21 protein-coding genes are annotated in these 17,911 nt (G+C 33.8%); 8 read left to right on the top strand and 13 right to left on the bottom strand.

Annotation, left to right across the window (positions count from 1 at the left end):
* The first annotated feature begins 35 nt into the window (after nucleotides 1–35).
* The 3 genes from BUA03_RS06550 to murI all read left to right on the top strand — a co-directional run bounded on the left by BUA03_RS06550 (nucleotide 36) and on the right by murI (nucleotide 2,456).
* On the top strand, nucleotides 36–1,046 hold the full coding sequence (locus BUA03_RS06550; RefSeq protein WP_066080314.1) for an OmpH family outer membrane protein: 1,011 nt from the start codon (nucleotides 36–38) through the stop codon (nucleotides 1,044–1,046).
* 21 nt (nucleotides 1,047–1,067) lie between these two features.
* Nucleotides 1,068–1,568: an OmpH/Skp family outer membrane protein gene (locus BUA03_RS06545; protein ID WP_066080317.1), complete on the top strand. Its 501-nt coding sequence runs from the start codon at nucleotides 1,068–1,070 to the stop codon at nucleotides 1,566–1,568.
* 108 nt (nucleotides 1,569–1,676) lie between these two features.
* A complete protein-coding gene (murI, locus tag BUA03_RS06540; protein ID WP_066080320.1) occupies nucleotides 1,677–2,456 on the top strand; it encodes a glutamate racemase in 780 nt (259 codons plus the stop codon).
* A 9-nt stretch (nucleotides 2,457–2,465) separates the two neighbouring features.
* Here murI and BUA03_RS06535 read toward each other — a convergent pair whose 3' ends face one another.
* Both BUA03_RS06535 and BUA03_RS06530 read right to left on the bottom strand, forming a co-directional pair.
* The gene (locus BUA03_RS06535; RefSeq protein WP_066080323.1) at nucleotides 2,466–2,984 is read right to left on the bottom strand and encodes a gamma carbonic anhydrase family protein; all 519 of its coding nucleotides are present in this window, start codon (nucleotides 2,982–2,984) and stop codon (nucleotides 2,466–2,468) included.
* A 13-nt stretch (nucleotides 2,985–2,997) separates the two neighbouring features.
* Nucleotides 2,998–3,996, bottom strand: coding sequence for a PorP/SprF family type IX secretion system membrane protein (locus BUA03_RS06530; RefSeq protein ID WP_066080326.1), 999 nt, complete (start codon nucleotides 3,994–3,996; stop codon nucleotides 2,998–3,000).
* 171 nt (nucleotides 3,997–4,167) lie between these two features.
* Here BUA03_RS06530 and BUA03_RS06525 point away from each other — a divergent pair, with 171 nt between their 5' ends.
* The 4 genes from BUA03_RS06525 to BUA03_RS06510 all read left to right on the top strand — a co-directional run bounded on the left by BUA03_RS06525 (nucleotide 4,168) and on the right by BUA03_RS06510 (nucleotide 7,520).
* Nucleotides 4,168–5,067, top strand: a complete 900-nt coding sequence (locus tag BUA03_RS06525; protein ID WP_066080329.1) for a NifU family protein — start codon at nucleotides 4,168–4,170, stop codon at nucleotides 5,065–5,067.
* Between the two features lie 111 nt (nucleotides 5,068–5,178).
* Nucleotides 5,179–5,379, top strand: coding sequence for a dodecin family protein (locus tag BUA03_RS06520; protein WP_066080331.1), 201 nt, complete (start codon nucleotides 5,179–5,181; stop codon nucleotides 5,377–5,379).
* A gap of 377 nt (nucleotides 5,380–5,756) precedes the next feature.
* Complete coding sequence (locus tag BUA03_RS06515; protein ID WP_066080334.1) at nucleotides 5,757–6,593, top strand: hypothetical protein; 837 nt, start codon at nucleotides 5,757–5,759, stop codon at nucleotides 6,591–6,593.
* Nucleotides 6,594–6,674: 81 nt separating this feature from the next.
* On the top strand, nucleotides 6,675–7,520 hold the full coding sequence (locus BUA03_RS06510) for a mechanosensitive ion channel family protein (protein WP_066080336.1): 846 nt from the start codon (nucleotides 6,675–6,677) through the stop codon (nucleotides 7,518–7,520).
* 30 nt (nucleotides 7,521–7,550) lie between these two features.
* Here the strand turns inward: BUA03_RS06510 and tsaB are convergent, their stop codons facing one another.
* From tsaB to BUA03_RS06495, 3 genes are all read right to left on the bottom strand, one after another.
* Entirely contained in the window at nucleotides 7,551–8,222 is a 672-nt protein-coding gene (gene tsaB / locus BUA03_RS06505; RefSeq protein WP_066080340.1) for a tRNA (adenosine(37)-N6)-threonylcarbamoyltransferase complex dimerization subunit type 1 TsaB, read from the bottom strand.
* Between the two features lie 83 nt (nucleotides 8,223–8,305).
* Nucleotides 8,306–9,613: an efflux RND transporter periplasmic adaptor subunit gene (locus BUA03_RS06500; RefSeq protein WP_066080344.1), complete on the bottom strand. Its 1,308-nt coding sequence runs from the start codon at nucleotides 9,611–9,613 to the stop codon at nucleotides 8,306–8,308.
* A gap of 6 nt (nucleotides 9,614–9,619) precedes the next feature.
* On the bottom strand, nucleotides 9,620–11,056 hold the full coding sequence (locus tag BUA03_RS06495) for a TolC family protein (RefSeq protein WP_066080347.1): 1,437 nt from the start codon (nucleotides 11,054–11,056) through the stop codon (nucleotides 9,620–9,622).
* 193 nt (nucleotides 11,057–11,249) lie between these two features.
* On the opposite strand from BUA03_RS06495, the gene BUA03_RS06490 reads away from it, so the two are divergent.
* Nucleotides 11,250–12,659, top strand: a complete 1,410-nt coding sequence (locus tag BUA03_RS06490; protein WP_139255617.1) for a DUF4403 family protein — start codon at nucleotides 11,250–11,252, stop codon at nucleotides 12,657–12,659.
* A 28-nt stretch (nucleotides 12,660–12,687) separates the two neighbouring features.
* On the opposite strand, the gene BUA03_RS06485 is transcribed toward BUA03_RS06490, so the two are convergent.
* The 8 genes from BUA03_RS06485 to cyoE form a co-directional block, all read right to left on the bottom strand.
* Nucleotides 12,688–12,936, bottom strand: a complete 249-nt coding sequence (locus tag BUA03_RS06485; protein ID WP_066080350.1) for a hypothetical protein — start codon at nucleotides 12,934–12,936, stop codon at nucleotides 12,688–12,690.
* Nucleotides 12,926–13,510, bottom strand: a complete 585-nt coding sequence (locus BUA03_RS06480; RefSeq protein WP_066080352.1) for a DUF420 domain-containing protein — start codon at nucleotides 13,508–13,510, stop codon at nucleotides 12,926–12,928. The genes BUA03_RS06485 and BUA03_RS06480 overlap by 11 nt, the downstream gene beginning before the upstream one ends.
* Nucleotide 13,511: 1 nt before the next feature.
* Nucleotides 13,512–14,198 (bottom strand): SCO family protein, encoded by a 687-nt coding sequence (locus tag BUA03_RS06475; protein WP_066080354.1) that lies wholly within the window; start codon nucleotides 14,196–14,198, stop codon nucleotides 13,512–13,514.
* Between the two features lie 12 nt (nucleotides 14,199–14,210).
* Nucleotides 14,211–14,852, bottom strand: coding sequence for a hypothetical protein (locus BUA03_RS06470; RefSeq protein ID WP_066080356.1), 642 nt, complete (start codon nucleotides 14,850–14,852; stop codon nucleotides 14,211–14,213).
* Between the two features lie 78 nt (nucleotides 14,853–14,930).
* Complete coding sequence (locus BUA03_RS06465; protein WP_066080360.1) at nucleotides 14,931–15,281, bottom strand: cytochrome C oxidase subunit IV family protein; 351 nt, start codon at nucleotides 15,279–15,281, stop codon at nucleotides 14,931–14,933.
* 18 nt (nucleotides 15,282–15,299) lie between these two features.
* Nucleotides 15,300–16,277, bottom strand: coding sequence for a cytochrome c oxidase subunit 3 (locus BUA03_RS06460; RefSeq protein ID WP_066080363.1), 978 nt, complete (start codon nucleotides 16,275–16,277; stop codon nucleotides 15,300–15,302).
* 42 nt (nucleotides 16,278–16,319) lie between these two features.
* Entirely contained in the window at nucleotides 16,320–16,907 is a 588-nt protein-coding gene (locus BUA03_RS06455) for a cytochrome c oxidase subunit 3 (RefSeq protein WP_066080365.1), read from the bottom strand.
* Nucleotides 16,908–16,909: 2 nt separating this feature from the next.
* A complete protein-coding gene (gene cyoE, locus BUA03_RS06450) occupies nucleotides 16,910–17,812 on the bottom strand; it encodes a heme o synthase (protein WP_066080368.1) in 903 nt (300 codons plus the stop codon).
* Between the last annotated feature and the right edge of the window lie 99 nt (nucleotides 17,813–17,911).

Below are 17,911 nucleotides of genomic sequence, written 5' to 3'. Positions count from 1 at the left end.
AAAAATTGGTTTACAATTTCTAATAGAAAACCGTTATGACAAAACAATTTTTATGTCTATTTTTAGCCTTCATTGCTGTGCAAACAATGGAAGGGCAAGCCAGAGGAAATAAACTGGGCTACATTGATATGGAATACATTTTACAAAATGTACCTGATTATACGGAAGCAAAGATCCAATTGGAACAAAAAGCGCAAAAATGGAAACTGGAAATTGACACTAAAAAAATTGAAATCAATAAACTAAAAGAGGCTTTAAAAGCAGAAAAAGCATTACTCACAAAGGAATTAATCGATGAAAGAGAAACAGAGATTAGTTTCCTCGAGAACGAAAATTTAGAATACCAGCAAAAAAGATTTGGTGCCAATGGCGATTTGATACTACAAAAATCTGTTCTGGTAAAACCAATACAAGACCAAGTATTTACCGCAGTTCAAGATATTGCGGAGCGTCTCAAATACGACTTTATATTTGATAAAGCCTCAGACTTGACGATGCTATTCGCAGCCAGAAGATTTGACATTAGCGAGCAGGTCCTGCGGGTATTAAACCGTACTGAAAAAAGAGAACAGCTAACTAAAAAACAACAAAAAGAGACGGAAGCCAGAGAGCTTAAAGAAGATGCATTAGATAGCAATCCCGCTCTAGCTGACAGACAAAAACTCTTAGATGAGAAAAAAGCTGCACGAGAAAAAGTACTCGAAGATCGCAAAGCGCTACAAGAACAAAAGAAAAAAGAATTTGACGACAAAAGGAAACAAATTCAAGCTGACAGAGAGGCTAAAAAAAATGGCACGGTTTCTGCAAATGTACTTAAAGAAGGAAATGCGGCAACCTCAACTGGAGTTGATTCAACCAAAGAAGCTGCTGATCAGGCAAAACAAAAACAAGCGGATGCAAGGGCAAAATTACTGGAAGAACGCAAAAAAGTCTTTGAAGATCGCAAAAAGGCATTAGAAGAAAGAAGACAAAAAATACTAGAAGATAGAGAAGCACTTAAAAAAGCGCAACAAGAAAAATTAAAAGAAAATACAAACAATAATTAATTACTTAATATTTTAAAAACGATGAAACAAATCAAAACTCTACTAATTGCTGCAATTTTAATGTTAGGAGCAAATCAAACAATGAATGCACAAGCAAAGACAGCACACGTTGATGTAAGTGAAATTATGACAAAAATGCCGGCAATGTTAGACGCTCAAAAACAATTAGATAAATTGAGTACTACTTACGATGCTGATTACAAAAAAATGGTTGAAGAATACCAAGGAAAATTAAAAAAATACGAAGCAGAAGCTGCAACAGTAACTGAAGCTGTAAATGGTGAGCGTTCTAAAGAAGTGCAGGATATGCAAAAAAGAATTGTTGACTACAGAGATAATGCTCAAAAAGAATTGCAACAAAAAGAATCTGATATTGTAAAACCATTAATGGAAAAAGTAAGAGCTTCAATCCAAAAAGTGGGTAAAGCAAAAGGGTTCCAATATGTACTAGACGGTTCTTCACTTTTACTTGCAGATGGTCCAAACTTGACTATGGATGTAAAAAAAGACTTAGGTTTCTAAAAGAATTATTTATCGTATAAAAACTGCTCAATCTCTTATCAGGTTGAGCAGTTTTTTGTTTAAATTAAATCGTAGGAATTCTAAATCGAAGCATGTAACTTTGTTACTATGAACAGCAACAATCAACCCATAGGGATTTTTGACTCCGGTATTGGTGGTACTTCTATTTGGTCAGCAATACATCAATTGCTTCCTAACGAAAAAACTATTTATCTAGCAGATAGTAAAAATGCTCCTTACGGACAAAAATCCAAAGAGGAAATAATTGCATTGAGCATGAAAAACACAGAATTTCTGCTAGAAATGAATTGCAAATTAATTGTAGTGGCATGTAATACTGCCACAACTAACGCCATTCAAGAGTTAAGATTGAAATATGATGTTCCTTTCATTGGAATTGAGCCCGCTATAAAACCGGCAGTTACAAATTCTAAAACACAAATTATAGGGATACTAGCAACACAAGGCACTTTAAATAGTGAACTTTTTCATAAAACGATAGCGAAATATCAAGATACTCAAATAATTGAACAAGTGGGTCATGGATTAGTCCAACTTATTGAAAACGGCGAAATCAATTCACCAGAAATGACTCAATTATTGCATTCGTATCTTACTCCAATGATCAAAGCCAACATAGATTATTTAGTGCTAGGATGCAGTCATTTTCCCTACCTTATACCTCAAATAAAAAAAATACTCCCCGAGCACATTCAAATTATTGATTCCGGTCAGGCAGTTGCCAAACAGACTCAAAAAATATTAGCTGAAAGAATAGGTTTTTCTTCGGCCGAAAAAACCGAGCCTATTTTTTATACCAATATCAATTCCAAAGTTTTAAAAGAGATTTTAGAAAATAAATATACTGTAATTGAAAAAGATTTCTAACGAGTTTAGTTATTCTTCCTCCTTAAACCAATTGGAATACATTACATAATTATTGGAAATGCGTTCGATTTCTCCTGCAAAGTCAGATTGATCGATGTCTTTTACTTTTTTTGCAGGAATACCAGCCCAGATGGAGCCTGCTCCTACCACTGTGTTTTGTGTTATCACAGCTCCTGCTGCAACGATAGAATTACTTTCAATCACACAGTTGTCCATTACAATAGCTCCCATGCCTATCAATACATTGTCATGGACCATACAACCGTGCACTATTGCATTATGTCCAATAGAAACATTATTGCCGATTACCGTTGGATGTTTTTTATAGGTACAGTGAATGATGGCTCCATCTTGTATGTTTACTTTATTCCCAATTTTGATAAAGTTAACATCACCTCTTATAACTGCATTGAACCAAACACTACAATTTGATCCAAAGGTAACATCACCTACAATAGTTGCATTTTCGGCTACATAACAATCCTCAGGAATAGCGGGCGATTTGCCGTTTACAGATTTAATAAGCATAATGAAATTTGAATTAATTAATGGCTGGACAGTTACAATCGTATTTTACGGGTCTGCAAAATAAATCGATTCCTAAAGTGATTTGGTGATAACCACCGTTATCAAACTTAACGGCTCCAGACAATTGAGAATAGGTATAAGCAAACATAAACTTATCAAAATTAACTCCTACGATAGGTGTAATATATTGCAATTTTTGATTAGAAATTGTATTTCCAACCATAAATTCGGCACCATCAAAACTTCTTCGGTAAGACAATCCAGCCCAAACTCTTCCAAAATCTAGATTTTTGTATGCTTTCAAATTGATATCAATCGCCTTTTCTCTAGTTTTTTCTACCATTTGAAATAAAAGAGACGGTTCCCATAATATTCGATCACGATCACCAAAGATATATCCTGCACTCAACAAATATTTTCTTAAATTATCACTTTCATATTCTGTGTAAATATCTCTTCTAGTCTCTATTGCATTTTTTACTGTAGCATGTGCATAAAAATCTAAAAAATTATAAGAAGCACCAACATCAACATTAAAATAAGCATCTTTCTGCACTATAGTTCCATCAATAATTGGATCAAAATCACCGGATTGCCTGAACTCAGTTTCGTCGAGCTGACTTTGAATAAAACCTGCGCTGATACCAAATGACAATTGATTCAAATCAATTTCATCTCTGGAAAACATTAAATGATACGCGTAGGTGAATTTAATTCCTTTTTGGGAATGATATCCGTTTTTATCATTAAAAAGAATAACACCTGCTCCTGCGTTTTCTCCTACCCTTCCATTAAAACTAAGGGTTTGCAGTTCTGGAGCATCTTCCTGATCAAACCACTGCTTGCGACCCGTTAGCCTAATTTTAGCGCAATTTGCGGCTCCAGCCATAGATGGATGTATCAAATAATAGTTATCTGACAAATAATCAGAATAAACCGGAATTCCTTCTTGTGAAAAAGAATAATGAGATATAAAGAATAGGGCAGCTAAAATTCTAATTTTATGATACATTGAAATACTTTTTAGTAAAATGAATAATTTCTAAATCAATATAAAGTTTTGTAATAAAAACGATCAAATGCCTTATCTCAAATTAAACTAAAGTTAATTTATTCATTAAAAAATCAAATATAGTTATTCGTAGAAAATAACTTTACTAAATTTGTAAAAATTTCAAAAGCCATGAACAAAGTTACTATAAAAGAAACACAAAACCCAACGATATTAAAGTTTGAATTTCAAGATTTTATCACTGAAAATGAAAGCTTCGAGTTCAAGAATATTGACGAAGCAAAAACGTCTCCACTAGCACAACAACTATTTTATTTGCCATTTGTGAAAACGATTTATATTTCTGGTAATTTTATCGCAATAGAAAAATACAATATCGTTGAATGGGAAGATGTTAAAGAAGCCGTGGCCGAGCAAATGGAAAAATTTGTCACCGAGGGCGGAACAATCATTACCATAGATGAAAATAAAACTAAAAAGCAACCCGTTACAGTATACGGTGAGACAACGCCAAACCCATCCGCATTAAAATTTGTAGTTAGCAGAATGTTAACTAAAAACGCCATTGAATTCAAAAACATTGATCAAACTGCTGCTTCGCCTTTAGCTAAAGAACTGTTCAAATTCCCTTATGTAAAAGAAATATTCATTGATGAAAATTACATCTCGGTGACGAAGTACGAAATCAATGAATGGCAGGAAATAACCTTAGAATTACGAAGCTTCATTAAACAATATATCGAAAATGGTGGAACTGTTTTAGATGAAAATTATGTTGCGACCGCAACCGCAGAGGAAACTATAAAAGCAAAAGAATTTGACAATCTAGATGTTACCTCGCAACAAATCATCAACATCCTAGAAGAATATGTAAAACCTGCTGTGCAAGCTGACGGTGGAAACATTGCTTTTGATTCGTACAATGAAAATGACAAAACTGTAAAAGTGATTTTGCAAGGCGCTTGTAGTGGTTGTCCATCATCCACATTCACGTTAAAAAGTGGCATCGAAAATATGCTGAAAAGCATGTTAAACGACGAAAGCATCAGAGTTGAAGCTATAAATGCCTAATTAATCTCATAAACTACTGTTTTATTGCTAGTTATAAAAAATAAATTCTCTTTTAAAGATTGGATCCAAAAAAAATAGGTAAATTTATGCTTCACTAAATACCTAGAAATCATGTCAATATTAAAAGTAATAGAAGTACTTTCAAACTCAGAAATCAGTTGGGAAGATGCCACTCGTAAAGGAGTTGCTAAAGCCGCAAAATCAGTAAAACACATTCGTTCGGTCTATGTTCGAGAACAAAGTGCAGTGGTCAATAATGGAGCTGTAACGGAATTTAGAGTCAACTTAAAATTAACTTTCGAACTTGAATAGATTATTACGAAAACTAAACCAAAGCGTTTCATTAGAAACGCTTTTTTTATTTGTTACAACTTGAACCCTTCGGTTGTATGGTTGCCCTTTATTATTTAGAGCTTAGAGAATAATTTCCTTATTTCTTAAAAAGCAGCTTTAGATAGGAAAAAACCACATAAAGCCCCAAAATTATAAAGACTGGTTTGTTGGACAATAAAAAAGCAACGCGTCACTTTTTAAAGAGCTGCTGCTAAAACCCAAAATTTTGTTTTATCTGAAGCAAAACAAAATACTTTTGCCACAAATTACTGATTATAAACAAATTATTAATGTTCCCAGTAGGAAATCTTAAAAAAAAATGACTACTATTGTAAGGCAAATTAAATAAAAATAATATGGGACTATCTTCATTTTTGAATAAATTATTTGGCTCAGCCAAAGAAACTGCTAGCCAGTTAGCAGAAAAAGCAGATACTGCTTTTGAACAAGCCAAAGAAACAACAGCACCTTACCTGGAAAAAGTAGAAAATTTTGCAGAGGAAACATTTGAAAAAGTTAAAGAAACAGCAACCCCTTACCTTGAAAAAGCTGAAAATTTCGCGGAGGAAACATTTGAAAAAGTAAAGGACTCAGCTGCACCTTATCTTGACAAAGCAGAAAATTTTGCAGAGGAAACATTTGGAAAAGTAAAGGAAACAGCAACGCCTTATTTTGAAAAAGCAGAGAATTTTGCTGAAGATACCCTAAAAAAAGTAAAAGAAACAACTACTCCAATTGCCGAGAAAGTAGAAAATTTTGCCACTCAGGATAAAGAAACTATGGGTGACTATTCAAACAAAGCAAGTAATGCATTAGGAACTGCGGAAGACACCTTAAAAGAAACGGCAGAATTGACAACAGATAAAGTAGAAAATCTATGCAGTGAAGCCAAAACTGCTTTATCCAATACTATAGAAATAGGAACAGAAAAAACGGAAACAATAGGTATGAAAGCAGAAGACCGATCCAACGACCTCAAAACGAGTTTTTCAGATACTTTGGACACCGTAGAAGAAAAAACGGATCCAACTATTCAAAAAGCAGAAGACTTAATTGATACTACTAAAATAACTATTTCAGACATTGTTGAAAAAAGTGTTGAAAAAACTAGCATTTTTGTGGAAGATTCCGATGATCAAGCAAAAACAATTACCGCAAAAGTTATAAATAAAATAGAAGAAGACGCAGATTAATTTATTAAAAAATAATTTATTTGTATTTTTGCTATTCAAACTTAACCTTCTCCTTTGAGAAGGTTTTTTATTTAAATAATAATGAATTTAAATCCGAAGGAACTTACAGATTACGCCAACACTTTTATAAAAGTATTAGTTGATTATTCTCCAAAATTAATTTCTGCGTTTCTTATTTTATTTGCAGGACTCTATATCATCCGACTCATTAATAGATTCATCAGAAGATTAATGGTCAAAAGAAACCTAGAACCGACATTAACTAAATTCTTAGCAGACATCTTGCTTTGGGTATTAAGAGTCATCTTGTTTGTTTCGTTTATCTCAAAGTTAGGGATTGAAACTTCTTCTTTTGTAGCTATTCTTGGTGCCATGGGACTTGCAGTAGGTTTATCACTTCAAGGTTCTTTATCCAATTTTGCAGGGGGAATGTTGATTATACTTTTCAAACCGTTTAAGGTTGGAAATACGATTGAAGCACAAGGAGTAATTGGAACCGTCTGTGAAATACAAATATTTGTAACCAAACTAATCACTTTTAATAATCAAACCATTTTTATACCCAACGGATCATTGTCTAATGGAAACATCATCAACTACTCTCTTCAAAACACACGAAGAGCAGATTTAACCATAGCCATTTCCTATGACACCGATATTAGAAAGGCAAAAGATATAATAACATCCGTTCTAAACAATAATCCCAAAATACTACAAACACCAGCTGCCCAAGTATCCATAAAAGGCTTAACAGATAGCGGCATACAGCTAGCGGTGAGGCCTTGGGCTACAAATGAAGACTTTTGGGATGTTTACTCAGACACTTTAGAAAATTGCAAACAAGCTTTTGATGCAGCAGGTATTTGTTTCCAACCGTTTGTGAAGGAATCGTCTACCAAAACCAGTAGTGCAGTTGACCCCCAATAGCACAATTAAAAATAGCCTGTAATAGTAGATCTATTGTTTCTTAGGAGCAGTAACCAAAAAATCCTTCAGATAATACGGTTCAAAATAAGCGACGTCCACGGTGTCGTTTATTTTGAATTTTGCATAACTCAATGCACTCATTTCTTGAGCAGAAGGATATTTTATATCCTCTAGAAAAACACAATTTCCTTTCGTTAAAACCAATTTGCATTTTTCAGCACTGTCTCCCACAAAATAGAGTGTTTCCTCTAAATCGTCAAAGGAATTTTCAGTAATAATTTCAGCGAGAACTTCTCGTTTTATTTCAAAATTCGGTGTAAAGATGGCGCTATATACCTCCATTCTTCTTGCATCAATCATTGGGATAATTAATCCATTAGAAATTGTCACTTGTGAAGCCAATGCTTGCAAAGTATCCACAGCAAGTAGTGGAATATCTAAGGCATAGCAGAGTCCTTTTGCTGCTGAAACTCCAATCCTCAATCCCGTGTAGGAACCAGGACCTTGACTTACGGCTATAGCAGAAAGATCTTTCAATGTAATCCCTGCTTCTTTAATTATTTGTTCAATAAATACATGGAGCCGTTCTGCATGTGAATACCCTTCTTCAGCAATTTCCTTATAAAAAATCGTTTTCCCTTCTTTAGCAAGAGCAACAGAACAGTTCTTTGTTGCAGTCTCAATGTTTAATATATAGCCCAATACCAGTTCTTATTTAAAATTAAAAATCACAATCACAAAATTATATTTTATGATTGTGATTTCAAAATTATTAATGCTACGGCTTATTTTTTACTTTCGCCTTTTTTATCTTTGTCACCTAATAATGCCACTTTATCCCCCGAGTTCAAATCCTTAGTAACCGTTGAATAAGGGCCTGTAATAACCACGTCTCCTTTTTTAAGACCAGCCAAAACTTCGATATTTGTATCGTCTTGAATTCCGGTTTTAATGATTCTGATTTTAGCTTTATCACCAACTTTCACAAAAACACACTCGAACTTTTTATCGCTCTTAGGCGCAGCTCCTTTTTGATCTTCATTTGGATCAACTACTTTAATCTCTTTTACAGCTGCAGTATCAGATTTTATAACAACAGAACTGATTGGCACTGACAATACATTACTTTTTGTGTCGGTAATGATGTCTACAGTAGCAGTCATACCCGGTCTAAAAGGAGAATATGTATCTGGTCTTCCTTCTAATAAGTCTTCATAGGACTCTTTAAGAATTCTTACTTTTACTTTAAAATTAGTCACCTGATCAGCTGTCAGAGCAGAACTTGCCGAATTAGAGATACTAGTTACGATTCCTTTGAATTGTTTTTTCAAGTACGCATCCACTTCCACCTTTGCTTCGTCTCCTACTTTAATTTTTACAATATCATTTTCATTTACATCTACTTCAACTTCCATGTTATTTAGATTGGCTACTCTCATGATCTCTGTTCCTGCCATTTGCTGTGTTCCCAAAACTCGCTCACCTAACTCTACGTTTAACATCGAAATAGTTCCATCCGCAGGTGCATAAATTGTGGTACGGCCCAAGTTATCCTTCGCTTCATTTACCGTTGCTGATGCGCTTTGAACATTATAATAAGCAGTTTGCTTTGATGCTTTTGCTACTTCATAAGAACCAACAGCTTTATCCCAATCTGCTTTTGAAATAATTCCCTTCTCAAACAAGGTTTTATTTCGGTCATAATTGGATTTCGATTCCTTGAAAGAGGCATCTGCTTGGCTTAAATTAGCTCTCGTTCCAGATAGATTTGAAACCGAACGATTGTAACCTGATGTATATAAATCTGGATTTATTTTAACCAACAGATCTCCTTTTTTAACGACTTGACCTTCTTTTACATTTAAAGAAATAATCTCTCCGGACACTTCTGATGAAATTTTCACTTCAATTTCAGGTTGGATTTTCCCCGTAGCCGAAACTGTTTCTACAATAGTTGTAGGAATGACTTGAGCTATTTCTACTTCGGTTCCCTTATCTTTATTACCGATTACTCCTGATTTTGAAAGTACTATAAGTCCCGCAATGATCACTACTGCTCCGCCTATTAAGATATAAATTGTTTTTTTAGACATAATAAATTAGTTTTTGATAAGAGGAATTCCAAAATAGAATTCTAAGATTTTAATTTTAAAAATGTAATCGTACTTTGTTCTAATGACTTCAGATTGTGCATTGGTCAATAAGGTTTGCGATTGGTTGAAATCGAAGGAATTCATCAAACCTACATCGTATTTTTCTTTAGCATAATTATAGGCTACCTGTCTTGCTTCAAGACCAACAACAGATGATTCATATGCATTAAGCGCTCCCTTAGCATCTGCAAACGCTGTAAAAACGTTTCTCTGCAAATCAAGGTCTTGTTGTTCCAAGGCAATTTTAGACCTTTCTAAACTTACTTTAGCGCGCTCTACATTATTACGAACAGAAAATCCATTAAAAATTGGAATCGATAACTGCGCTCCAAAAGACTGTCCTTTATTGTTACTGAATTGATCAAAAAATGGTGCCGGACCTCCCAACACTCTTGTGAAATTCGGACTTAAAACATTTTGATTTGTGCCTTCTACAAAACCTAAAATCGAAGTAGGATTTGCAGTATCAGGTGCTACACCTGTCACTCTGTCGCTGTAGGCAACTCTAGAATTAAAGCCATAAAATCCTTGTAAAGTAGGTTGGTAAGCGCCCTTTGCAATTGCTACATTTTTCTCCGCAATTTCCAAGTTGGTTCTAGCAATTTTCAATTCAGTTCTGCCTTCTAAAGCTTTATCATAAATTGCATTTGGAGTTTGTGCCAAAATATTATTTTCATCTCTAACATCACTATCGTCTACCACATCAAAATTCTCAAAATCTTTTAATTGTAATAGCTGGGCTAAACTCAATTTAGAAATTAGCAACACGTTTTCGGCAGCTATAACATTTTGATTGTTCAACGCTACGGTAGCTTTAATGTCAAATAAATCGCCGCGGGGAATCGATCCTGCATTAACTAATTCTTCAGAACGAGCATATTGTTTTTCATTAATTCCTAACTGTTGCTTCTGAACCTTTAGGTTCTCTTTGTTAAAAAGCACTTGTAAAAAAGCGTTCGCTACATTTAAAGCTATGTCTTCCTGCATTTTTACCAATTGATATTTAGCAGCTACTATGGAAAGATTTGCTCTTCGAAGCGTATTTTGGTTTTGCATACCTTTATAGATATCTATCCCAACATTGGCACCAGCCGAGGTAAACTGGGTGGTTTGATTCTGAAGTAAACCTGTAGTAATATCTTGGTTTAAACCAATATTCCAAGAGTGAGACGCGTTAACATTTAACGAAGGCAGAAAATTTCCAATTGCTCCCCTTTTGTCAATAAGTGCTGTTTTAGAATCCAGTTCGGTCTGTTTTATGGATATATTATTCTGCACAGCATATTGCACACACTCTTCTAAGGTCCACTTTTTATTTTGTGCCTGACTTATTAAGCAACAAAATAGTAAGGTAATTAAACTGAGAAAACTTCCTATTTTCATACATTTTTGAATAAAAGTGCAGTAAACTGCAAACAAATTTAACTTTTTCTTATAAAGATCTACGAAATACAATAAAAATTTACTTTCCTAAATCCACTATAAAACAATTAGACTTTCGAAATTACCATTTGTTACAAAAAATCATAAAAAAAGAATTCTTTTGTTAATTTTGCTACTTTAAACCAAACTAAAAATGCTGAAATTCAATCTCAATGTCCTCGTGATCTTTATTTTTCTAATGCTTTCAAGTTGCGGTACAACCACTAAAATAGCGGCATTAAAACCAGAACCAGATGACGCTACCCCTTTACAATATGAAAGCGTGATTTCATACATAAATTTACCCATCACAGTCAAAATAAAAGATATCGAGAATCAAACTAATGCGCTCTTAAATGGTTTAATTTATGAAGACAAGACTATCGAGGATGACGATATAGAAATGAAGGTTTGGAAACTTGCTCCAATTACAATAAAAAACAATCTCGGTGGAAAAGGCGAAAAGATAAGTACTATTTTACCATTAAAGGCTATTGTTAAATATAGAATTGGCACCAAAAAAATGGGGATAGAAATGTATGATGTCCGTGAATTTCATCTTGATGGCGTTGTCAACTTAGTAAGTGATGTCGCCTTGACAAATTGGAAACTAACTACAAAAACAGAGCTAAAATCACTAGACTGGAATGAAAGTCCTACAATGACTGTTTTTGGAAAGAATGTTCCTGTTACTTATTTGATTAATCCAGCAATCAAACTATTTAAATCAAAAATAGAACGAAAAATTGACGAAGCTATAGCAAAATCAATGGATTTTAAACCCAATGTACTGACTGCATTAGAAAAAATATGCACACCATTTTTGATGAATGATACGTACGAAAGTTGGCTTCGAATTGTTCCAATAGAAATTTATTCCACTACCGCCAAATTAAAAAATGACACATTCCTATTAGAAATGGGAATGAAGTGTAACATGGAAACATTAATTGGAAAAAAACCAGAAACAAAATTCAATGCGTCAAAAATCACCTTAAAGACAGTTACTAAAATCCCCGAAGATCTTACCGCAAACATTGTCGCTATTTCAACCTATCAAGAAGCCTCTAAAATTATGACCAAGAATTTTTCTGGACAGGAATTTGGATCAGGCTCAAAGAAAGTAAAAGTTCAAAATGTAGCTATTTGGCATAAAAATGGAAAAATGATACTTGCTCTAGATCTATTGGGATCCATAAACGGAACGATTTATCTTTCTGGATTTCCGAAATATAACGAACAAACCAAAGAAATATTTTTTGATCAATTAAGTTATGCTTTAGACACTAAAAACAAATTGATGCGAACAGCTAATTGGCTAGCGCAGGGAATAGTACTTAAAAAAATCGAACAAAATTGCCGCTATTCTATAAAACCAAATCTAGAAGAAAGTCAAAAAAATATGATGACTTATTTAAAAAATTACTCTCCTATGCAAGGAGTTTTTATAAACGGTAAAATGGAGGAAATTCAATTTCAAAAAATTCAATTAACAAATCAAGCTATTATTGCCTTCATAAAAATTAACGGAAGCGTAAATGCCTCTATCAATGGACTAAAGTAATTTTAGGATGAATCATAGGACGGAATTCTTAACTAGATTTATTTTTTTTCATGCGGTAAATAGCATATCCTATCCCTGCCACAAGAACATAGGGAATTACCATTAGGTATACGATTCCATCATTTACAGCCGCTGCTTTTGTCGTATTTCCTTCACTTGTTAATGCAGCACGACACATCGCACATTGGGCATTAGCAGCAACTGAAAAGAGACTGAAAACAAAAAGAGATACGTACACTACGATCTTCTTAGCACTTTTTTTTATTTTAATATACATAATACGGCGCAATCATTAAATATACAACTACTCCAGTAATGGCAACATACAACCAGATTGGAAAAGTAATCCGAGCTATTTTTTTATGCATCTCGAAATTTTGTGCCAATGCTCTAACATAAGTAATCAGCACCATTGGAATAATAGCAATGGATAAAATAATATGTGTTACTAAAATTAACAAATAAACAATCCTCAATGATCCTATGGTTGCCTTTTCAGAATCTTCTAAGATGCGGTTGTGATTTAAATCCCCAAATACAGCCGAATCACTAGTCATGTGATAAGCCACATACATTACTAGAAAAGCAAGGGACAGAGTAATAGCACTTGTCATTAATATACTATGAATTCTTTTATTGCCATTCTTAATTGCAACAACTGCTGCGATTAATAGAATGGCTGTAATGCCGTTTGTAGTGGCGTAAATAGGAGGTAAAAAAGAAAGAGGTTCTACATTATAACCAAAATCTTTTAGTTTTACACCAAAAAGAATAGCGACAACAACCGGTATTACGATAGATACGGCTATAATTAACTTACTATATTTCTTTTCTAAAGAATGCTCTTCCATTTTACTCTTTTAATAAAATATTAATATCTTGTTGAATGTTTCGCACTCCTTTTTTATCTAAACCATCATAATACAAAATTGGATTTCCGAAATCATCATTTCTACATCGGATATTTCCATTCTTATCAATTAAGGCAAACAACCCTGAATGTTCAAAACCACCTACCACTTTTTTATTTTCACCGGCATAGAGATTGAATCCTTTATTGGCTAAATTAAAAATATACGCTTTATCTCCAGTTAAAAAATTCCAATTAGAAGACTTAACGCCCAGCAATTTTGCATGATCTTTTAATACTTGTGCAGTGTCGTGTTCAGGATCTATTGTAATGGATACAATTCCAAAGTTTGGATTACCAAAGAATTTTTTTTCAATGAGAAGCATACTTTGATTCATCTTGGGACAAATCGTTGGACAGGTTGAAAAGAAAAACTCCAACACATAAACTTTCCCTTTATAGGACTCGTTTGTTATTTTCTCATTGTCCTGATTAATTAATTCAAATTTAGGAGCTGGCCCTATTTTGATTAATTGATCCTCATTGGCCGTTATTGGATTCACACGATCTAGTCGATCGCCTTGAACCACTTTATCATTCTTAATCCTCTCCACTATTTTAGGAACGGCATAAATGCCAAAAACCAAAATGATAAATGAAATACCTATATATGATTTATTTTTAAGCATCGTATGTTAAAATTAAATTTTTCTTGTAGCGTTATTATTTTTCTTAAGTGCAGCGCGATATTCATAAAGAATAACCTTAAAATCATCCAGCATTTCATTACTCAACTCTGCCGGATGAAAAGTATTGTACCCTTCTTTAGTATCTTTTACCAGTTTTCTACCTCGAAGATTTCTTTTTTTGTCAATAATATAGACCTTAGGAGTTCCTAATTTATCGTCTAATTTTTCAAGCAATTTTAATTGGGAGTGATAAGAAGTAATCTCATCAGGTGAGGCAAATACAAAACGCCATTGTGCAACATCAGTAAAAGCAGCTAATGCATCTACTACTTTCTTAGCATCCGCTTCAGTTCCAATGGGACAAATGACAACAAATTGCACATCTTTAAACTTGTGATACGTTTGATAAATTTTTTGATTTAAATTAAAAAAATTACCTCTGTTTTTCAAAAGTTCTGTTCCAGAAAATCCAAGAACAGTTACTTTCCCATTCAAAGTAACTTTTTTACCATCTAAAGACTGCCAATTACCAAAATCAGCTGTATTAGGTGTAACAGTTGGCAATTTGGTAAAACCATTCACGCCGGAAGCGAAAAAGAGATAGGCGACGATAGGCAAAATAAAGAGAACGAAAAGGACAATATTTTTTTTCATTATGCTGTTTCAATTTTTACTATAAAATAAAAAAGGTATCCGCCAAGACGGATACCCTATTTTTGAATTAATATCTTGTTAAAAATTCCATTTGATGGTAGAATTTTTAAAAACCCCGTAAATATAATCCCCTTCGGTCAGAAGAATAAAGAGTATATATAAAATCAGAAAAATTACTGGAAAAACAACTGCACTTTTTAAGGTACTTTTTTCACCTTCCATGTGCATAAATGCCCATACAATGTAATATGCTTTAAAAACAGTAAGTGCATAAAAGATCCAATTAAGTAAGTTCATACTTAAAAAATCATTCATAAAAAGAAAATCTGGTTTTAATATCCCCAAATAAACTTCTACTATTGTTACGGCAGACAATATTCCGAAAACTTTCCAGATTCTACCTATGTTTGATACGTGCTCGTGTGACATGATAATTACTTTTTGAAATTAAACTAGATAGAAAACGGTAAATACAAATACCCAGACTAAATCAACAAAATGCCAATAAAGACCAACTTTCTCAACCATTTCATAACTTTTTCTTTTTTCATAAGTTCCAACTAACACATTGAAAAATACAATAATATTTAAAATCACTCCAGAAAACACGTGAAATCCGTGAAATCCTGTGATAAAGAAGAAGAAGTCAGCAAATAGTTTACTTCCGTACTCGTTTCGTTGCAAATTAGCTCCTTCAACAACATAATGTGCTTGGCTCAGTCTTGCCAGAGACTCTTCTCTCGAAAGAATTGTTTTTTGCTTTGCTTTGGTTAAAACCTCAGTTCTAATCAAAAGTTCTGGGTGAGCTTCAAAACCTGCTTGCACTTCAGCTACAGAATAAGAGGGCAAAGCCGGTTCACTCATGAACCATTTCCCTTTGCTTCTTGTCAATTGCTCTCTTTCGTCTGACATAGTCGTTGCAAAATCGGCTAAAGCTACACGGTGTCCTTCTTTGTCAACAAATTGAAGCAAACTACCTCCTTTTGTCTCAATAGCACCATATTCGCCTTTAATGAAATTTTTCCATTCCCATGCTTGAGATCCTACGAAAATCAAACCTCCAATAATGGTTAAAAACATATAAAGAACTACTTTGTTTTTTTTCATTTGATGCCCTGCATCAACAGCCAAAACCATTGTCACAGATGAAAAAATCAAAATAAAAGTCATTAATGCAACATAATACATCGGAGCAGATACTCCGTGCATAAACGGAAAGTGAGTAAACACTTCGTCAGCCAATGGCCATGTTTCAATAAATTTAAATCTAGAAAAACCATAAGCTGCAAGAAATCCAGAGAACGTTAAGGCATCTGATACGATAAAAAACCACATCATTAATTTACCATAACTCGCTCCCATTGGCTCATTGCCGCCTCCCCAAGTTTTTTCTTCACTATTAGCAGTAGTAACTGTCGCTTCCATAAAAGTTATTCGTTAAAAAGTTCCCAAATTTACGTTTTTTTCTTATTTAAAGAAATATAAAAACAAAAACAAATAAACCCATAATAAGTCAAGAAAGTGCCAGTACATTGCACCTAGTTCAATTCCAAGGGTTTGAGATGAGTTGTATTTTTGTTTAAAATGATTATAAATTATAATTAGTAGTGAAATCACGCCACCAGCAAGGTGAATCAAGTGCACAACTGTAACTACGTATAAAAAAGTAGTCGTTATTGAGCTTCCACTTCCCGTGAAATAATACCCATTATCTACTATTTGTCCAAAACCTACGAACTGCAAAATTACAAACAAAATTCCTAGAACTAATGTAGTCAAAAGAAAAATTGTAGTGTTACTTTGATTGTTTTTTTGAATTGCTTTTTTAGCTAAATGAAAAGTCACACTGCACCCTATAATGGCAATTGTGCTGTAATAAAAAGCGGTTGGCAATTGAAAATCTTTCAACCAGTCTGCTCTGGATTTACTTACTACAAAAGCACTCGTAAGTCCCGCAAACATCATGGTCATACTCACCATTGCAAACAACAAAATCAATTTGTATGATCTTGCTGTTCTGGATTTTTGTTCATCTACTGTCATTATCATTTCCATAACTATCTTAAAAATTTATCTAATATATAAACTAACTGTAATAATGTAATATAAGATACACTCACTAACATCAAGGTTCGGGCTGCTTTTGCAGTTCGTAATTTATACAATTGAACGGCATAAAACAACATCCACAATCCTAATAAAAATACAACAACGGCCGCAATTGGCGTTATGTACAAACGTCCCGTATATCCAAAAACAGGCAAAAGAGATGCTAAAATAAGCCAGACTGTATATAGAATGACTTGCATTGCGGTTCCTTTATCTTTTTTACCTGTAGGCAACATAAAGAAACCTGCTTTTTCATAATCTTCATATAAAAACCAGCCAATCGCCCAAAAATGAGGAAATTGCCAAAAAAATTGTATTAAGAATAACGTTCCTGCTTCTATTCCAAATTCTCCAGTAGCCGCAACCCAACCCAACATGAAAGGAATTGCACCTGGAAAAGCACCGACAAAAACAGACAACGAAGTCATGGTTTTCAAAGGCGTATAAATACTTGTGTATAAAAATATTGAAATAGCACCAAACATTGCCGTTTTCGGATTGATTGTATAAAGCAACACAATCCCAATAATCGTCAGAAGACTTGCAATAACCACAGCTGTACCTCGAGACATTCTGCCAGCTGGAACCGGACGATTTTTTGTTCGATCCATCAGGGCATCTAAGTCTTTTTCAATAACTTGATTAAAAGCATTAGAAGCTCCCACCATGCAATAACCACCAACAGCTAATTTCAAAAGTGTGATCCAACCCACTGATTGCAAATCATTAATCCCAAGCATATATCCAGCTATAGACGAAAAAACAACGCTAATAGCAAGGCGTGCCTTAGTGATTTCGCGGAAATCAATATAAACGGATTTTAATGAAAGTGTACTTTGTGTTGCGTTCAATGTTTAAGATTATTTACTTTGTAATAACTTTTGCAAAAGTAGGCTATCAAAAGGGATTTGACAAAAAACAATTCATAAAAAGAGTGCTAAACGACAAAA

The sequence above is a fragment of the Flavobacterium fryxellicola genome, from assembly GCF_900143245.1.
GTDB classification, from domain to species: domain Bacteria; phylum Bacteroidota; class Bacteroidia; order Flavobacteriales; family Flavobacteriaceae; genus Flavobacterium; species Flavobacterium fryxellicola.
This window is presented reverse-complemented; position numbering and strand designations above follow the sequence as displayed.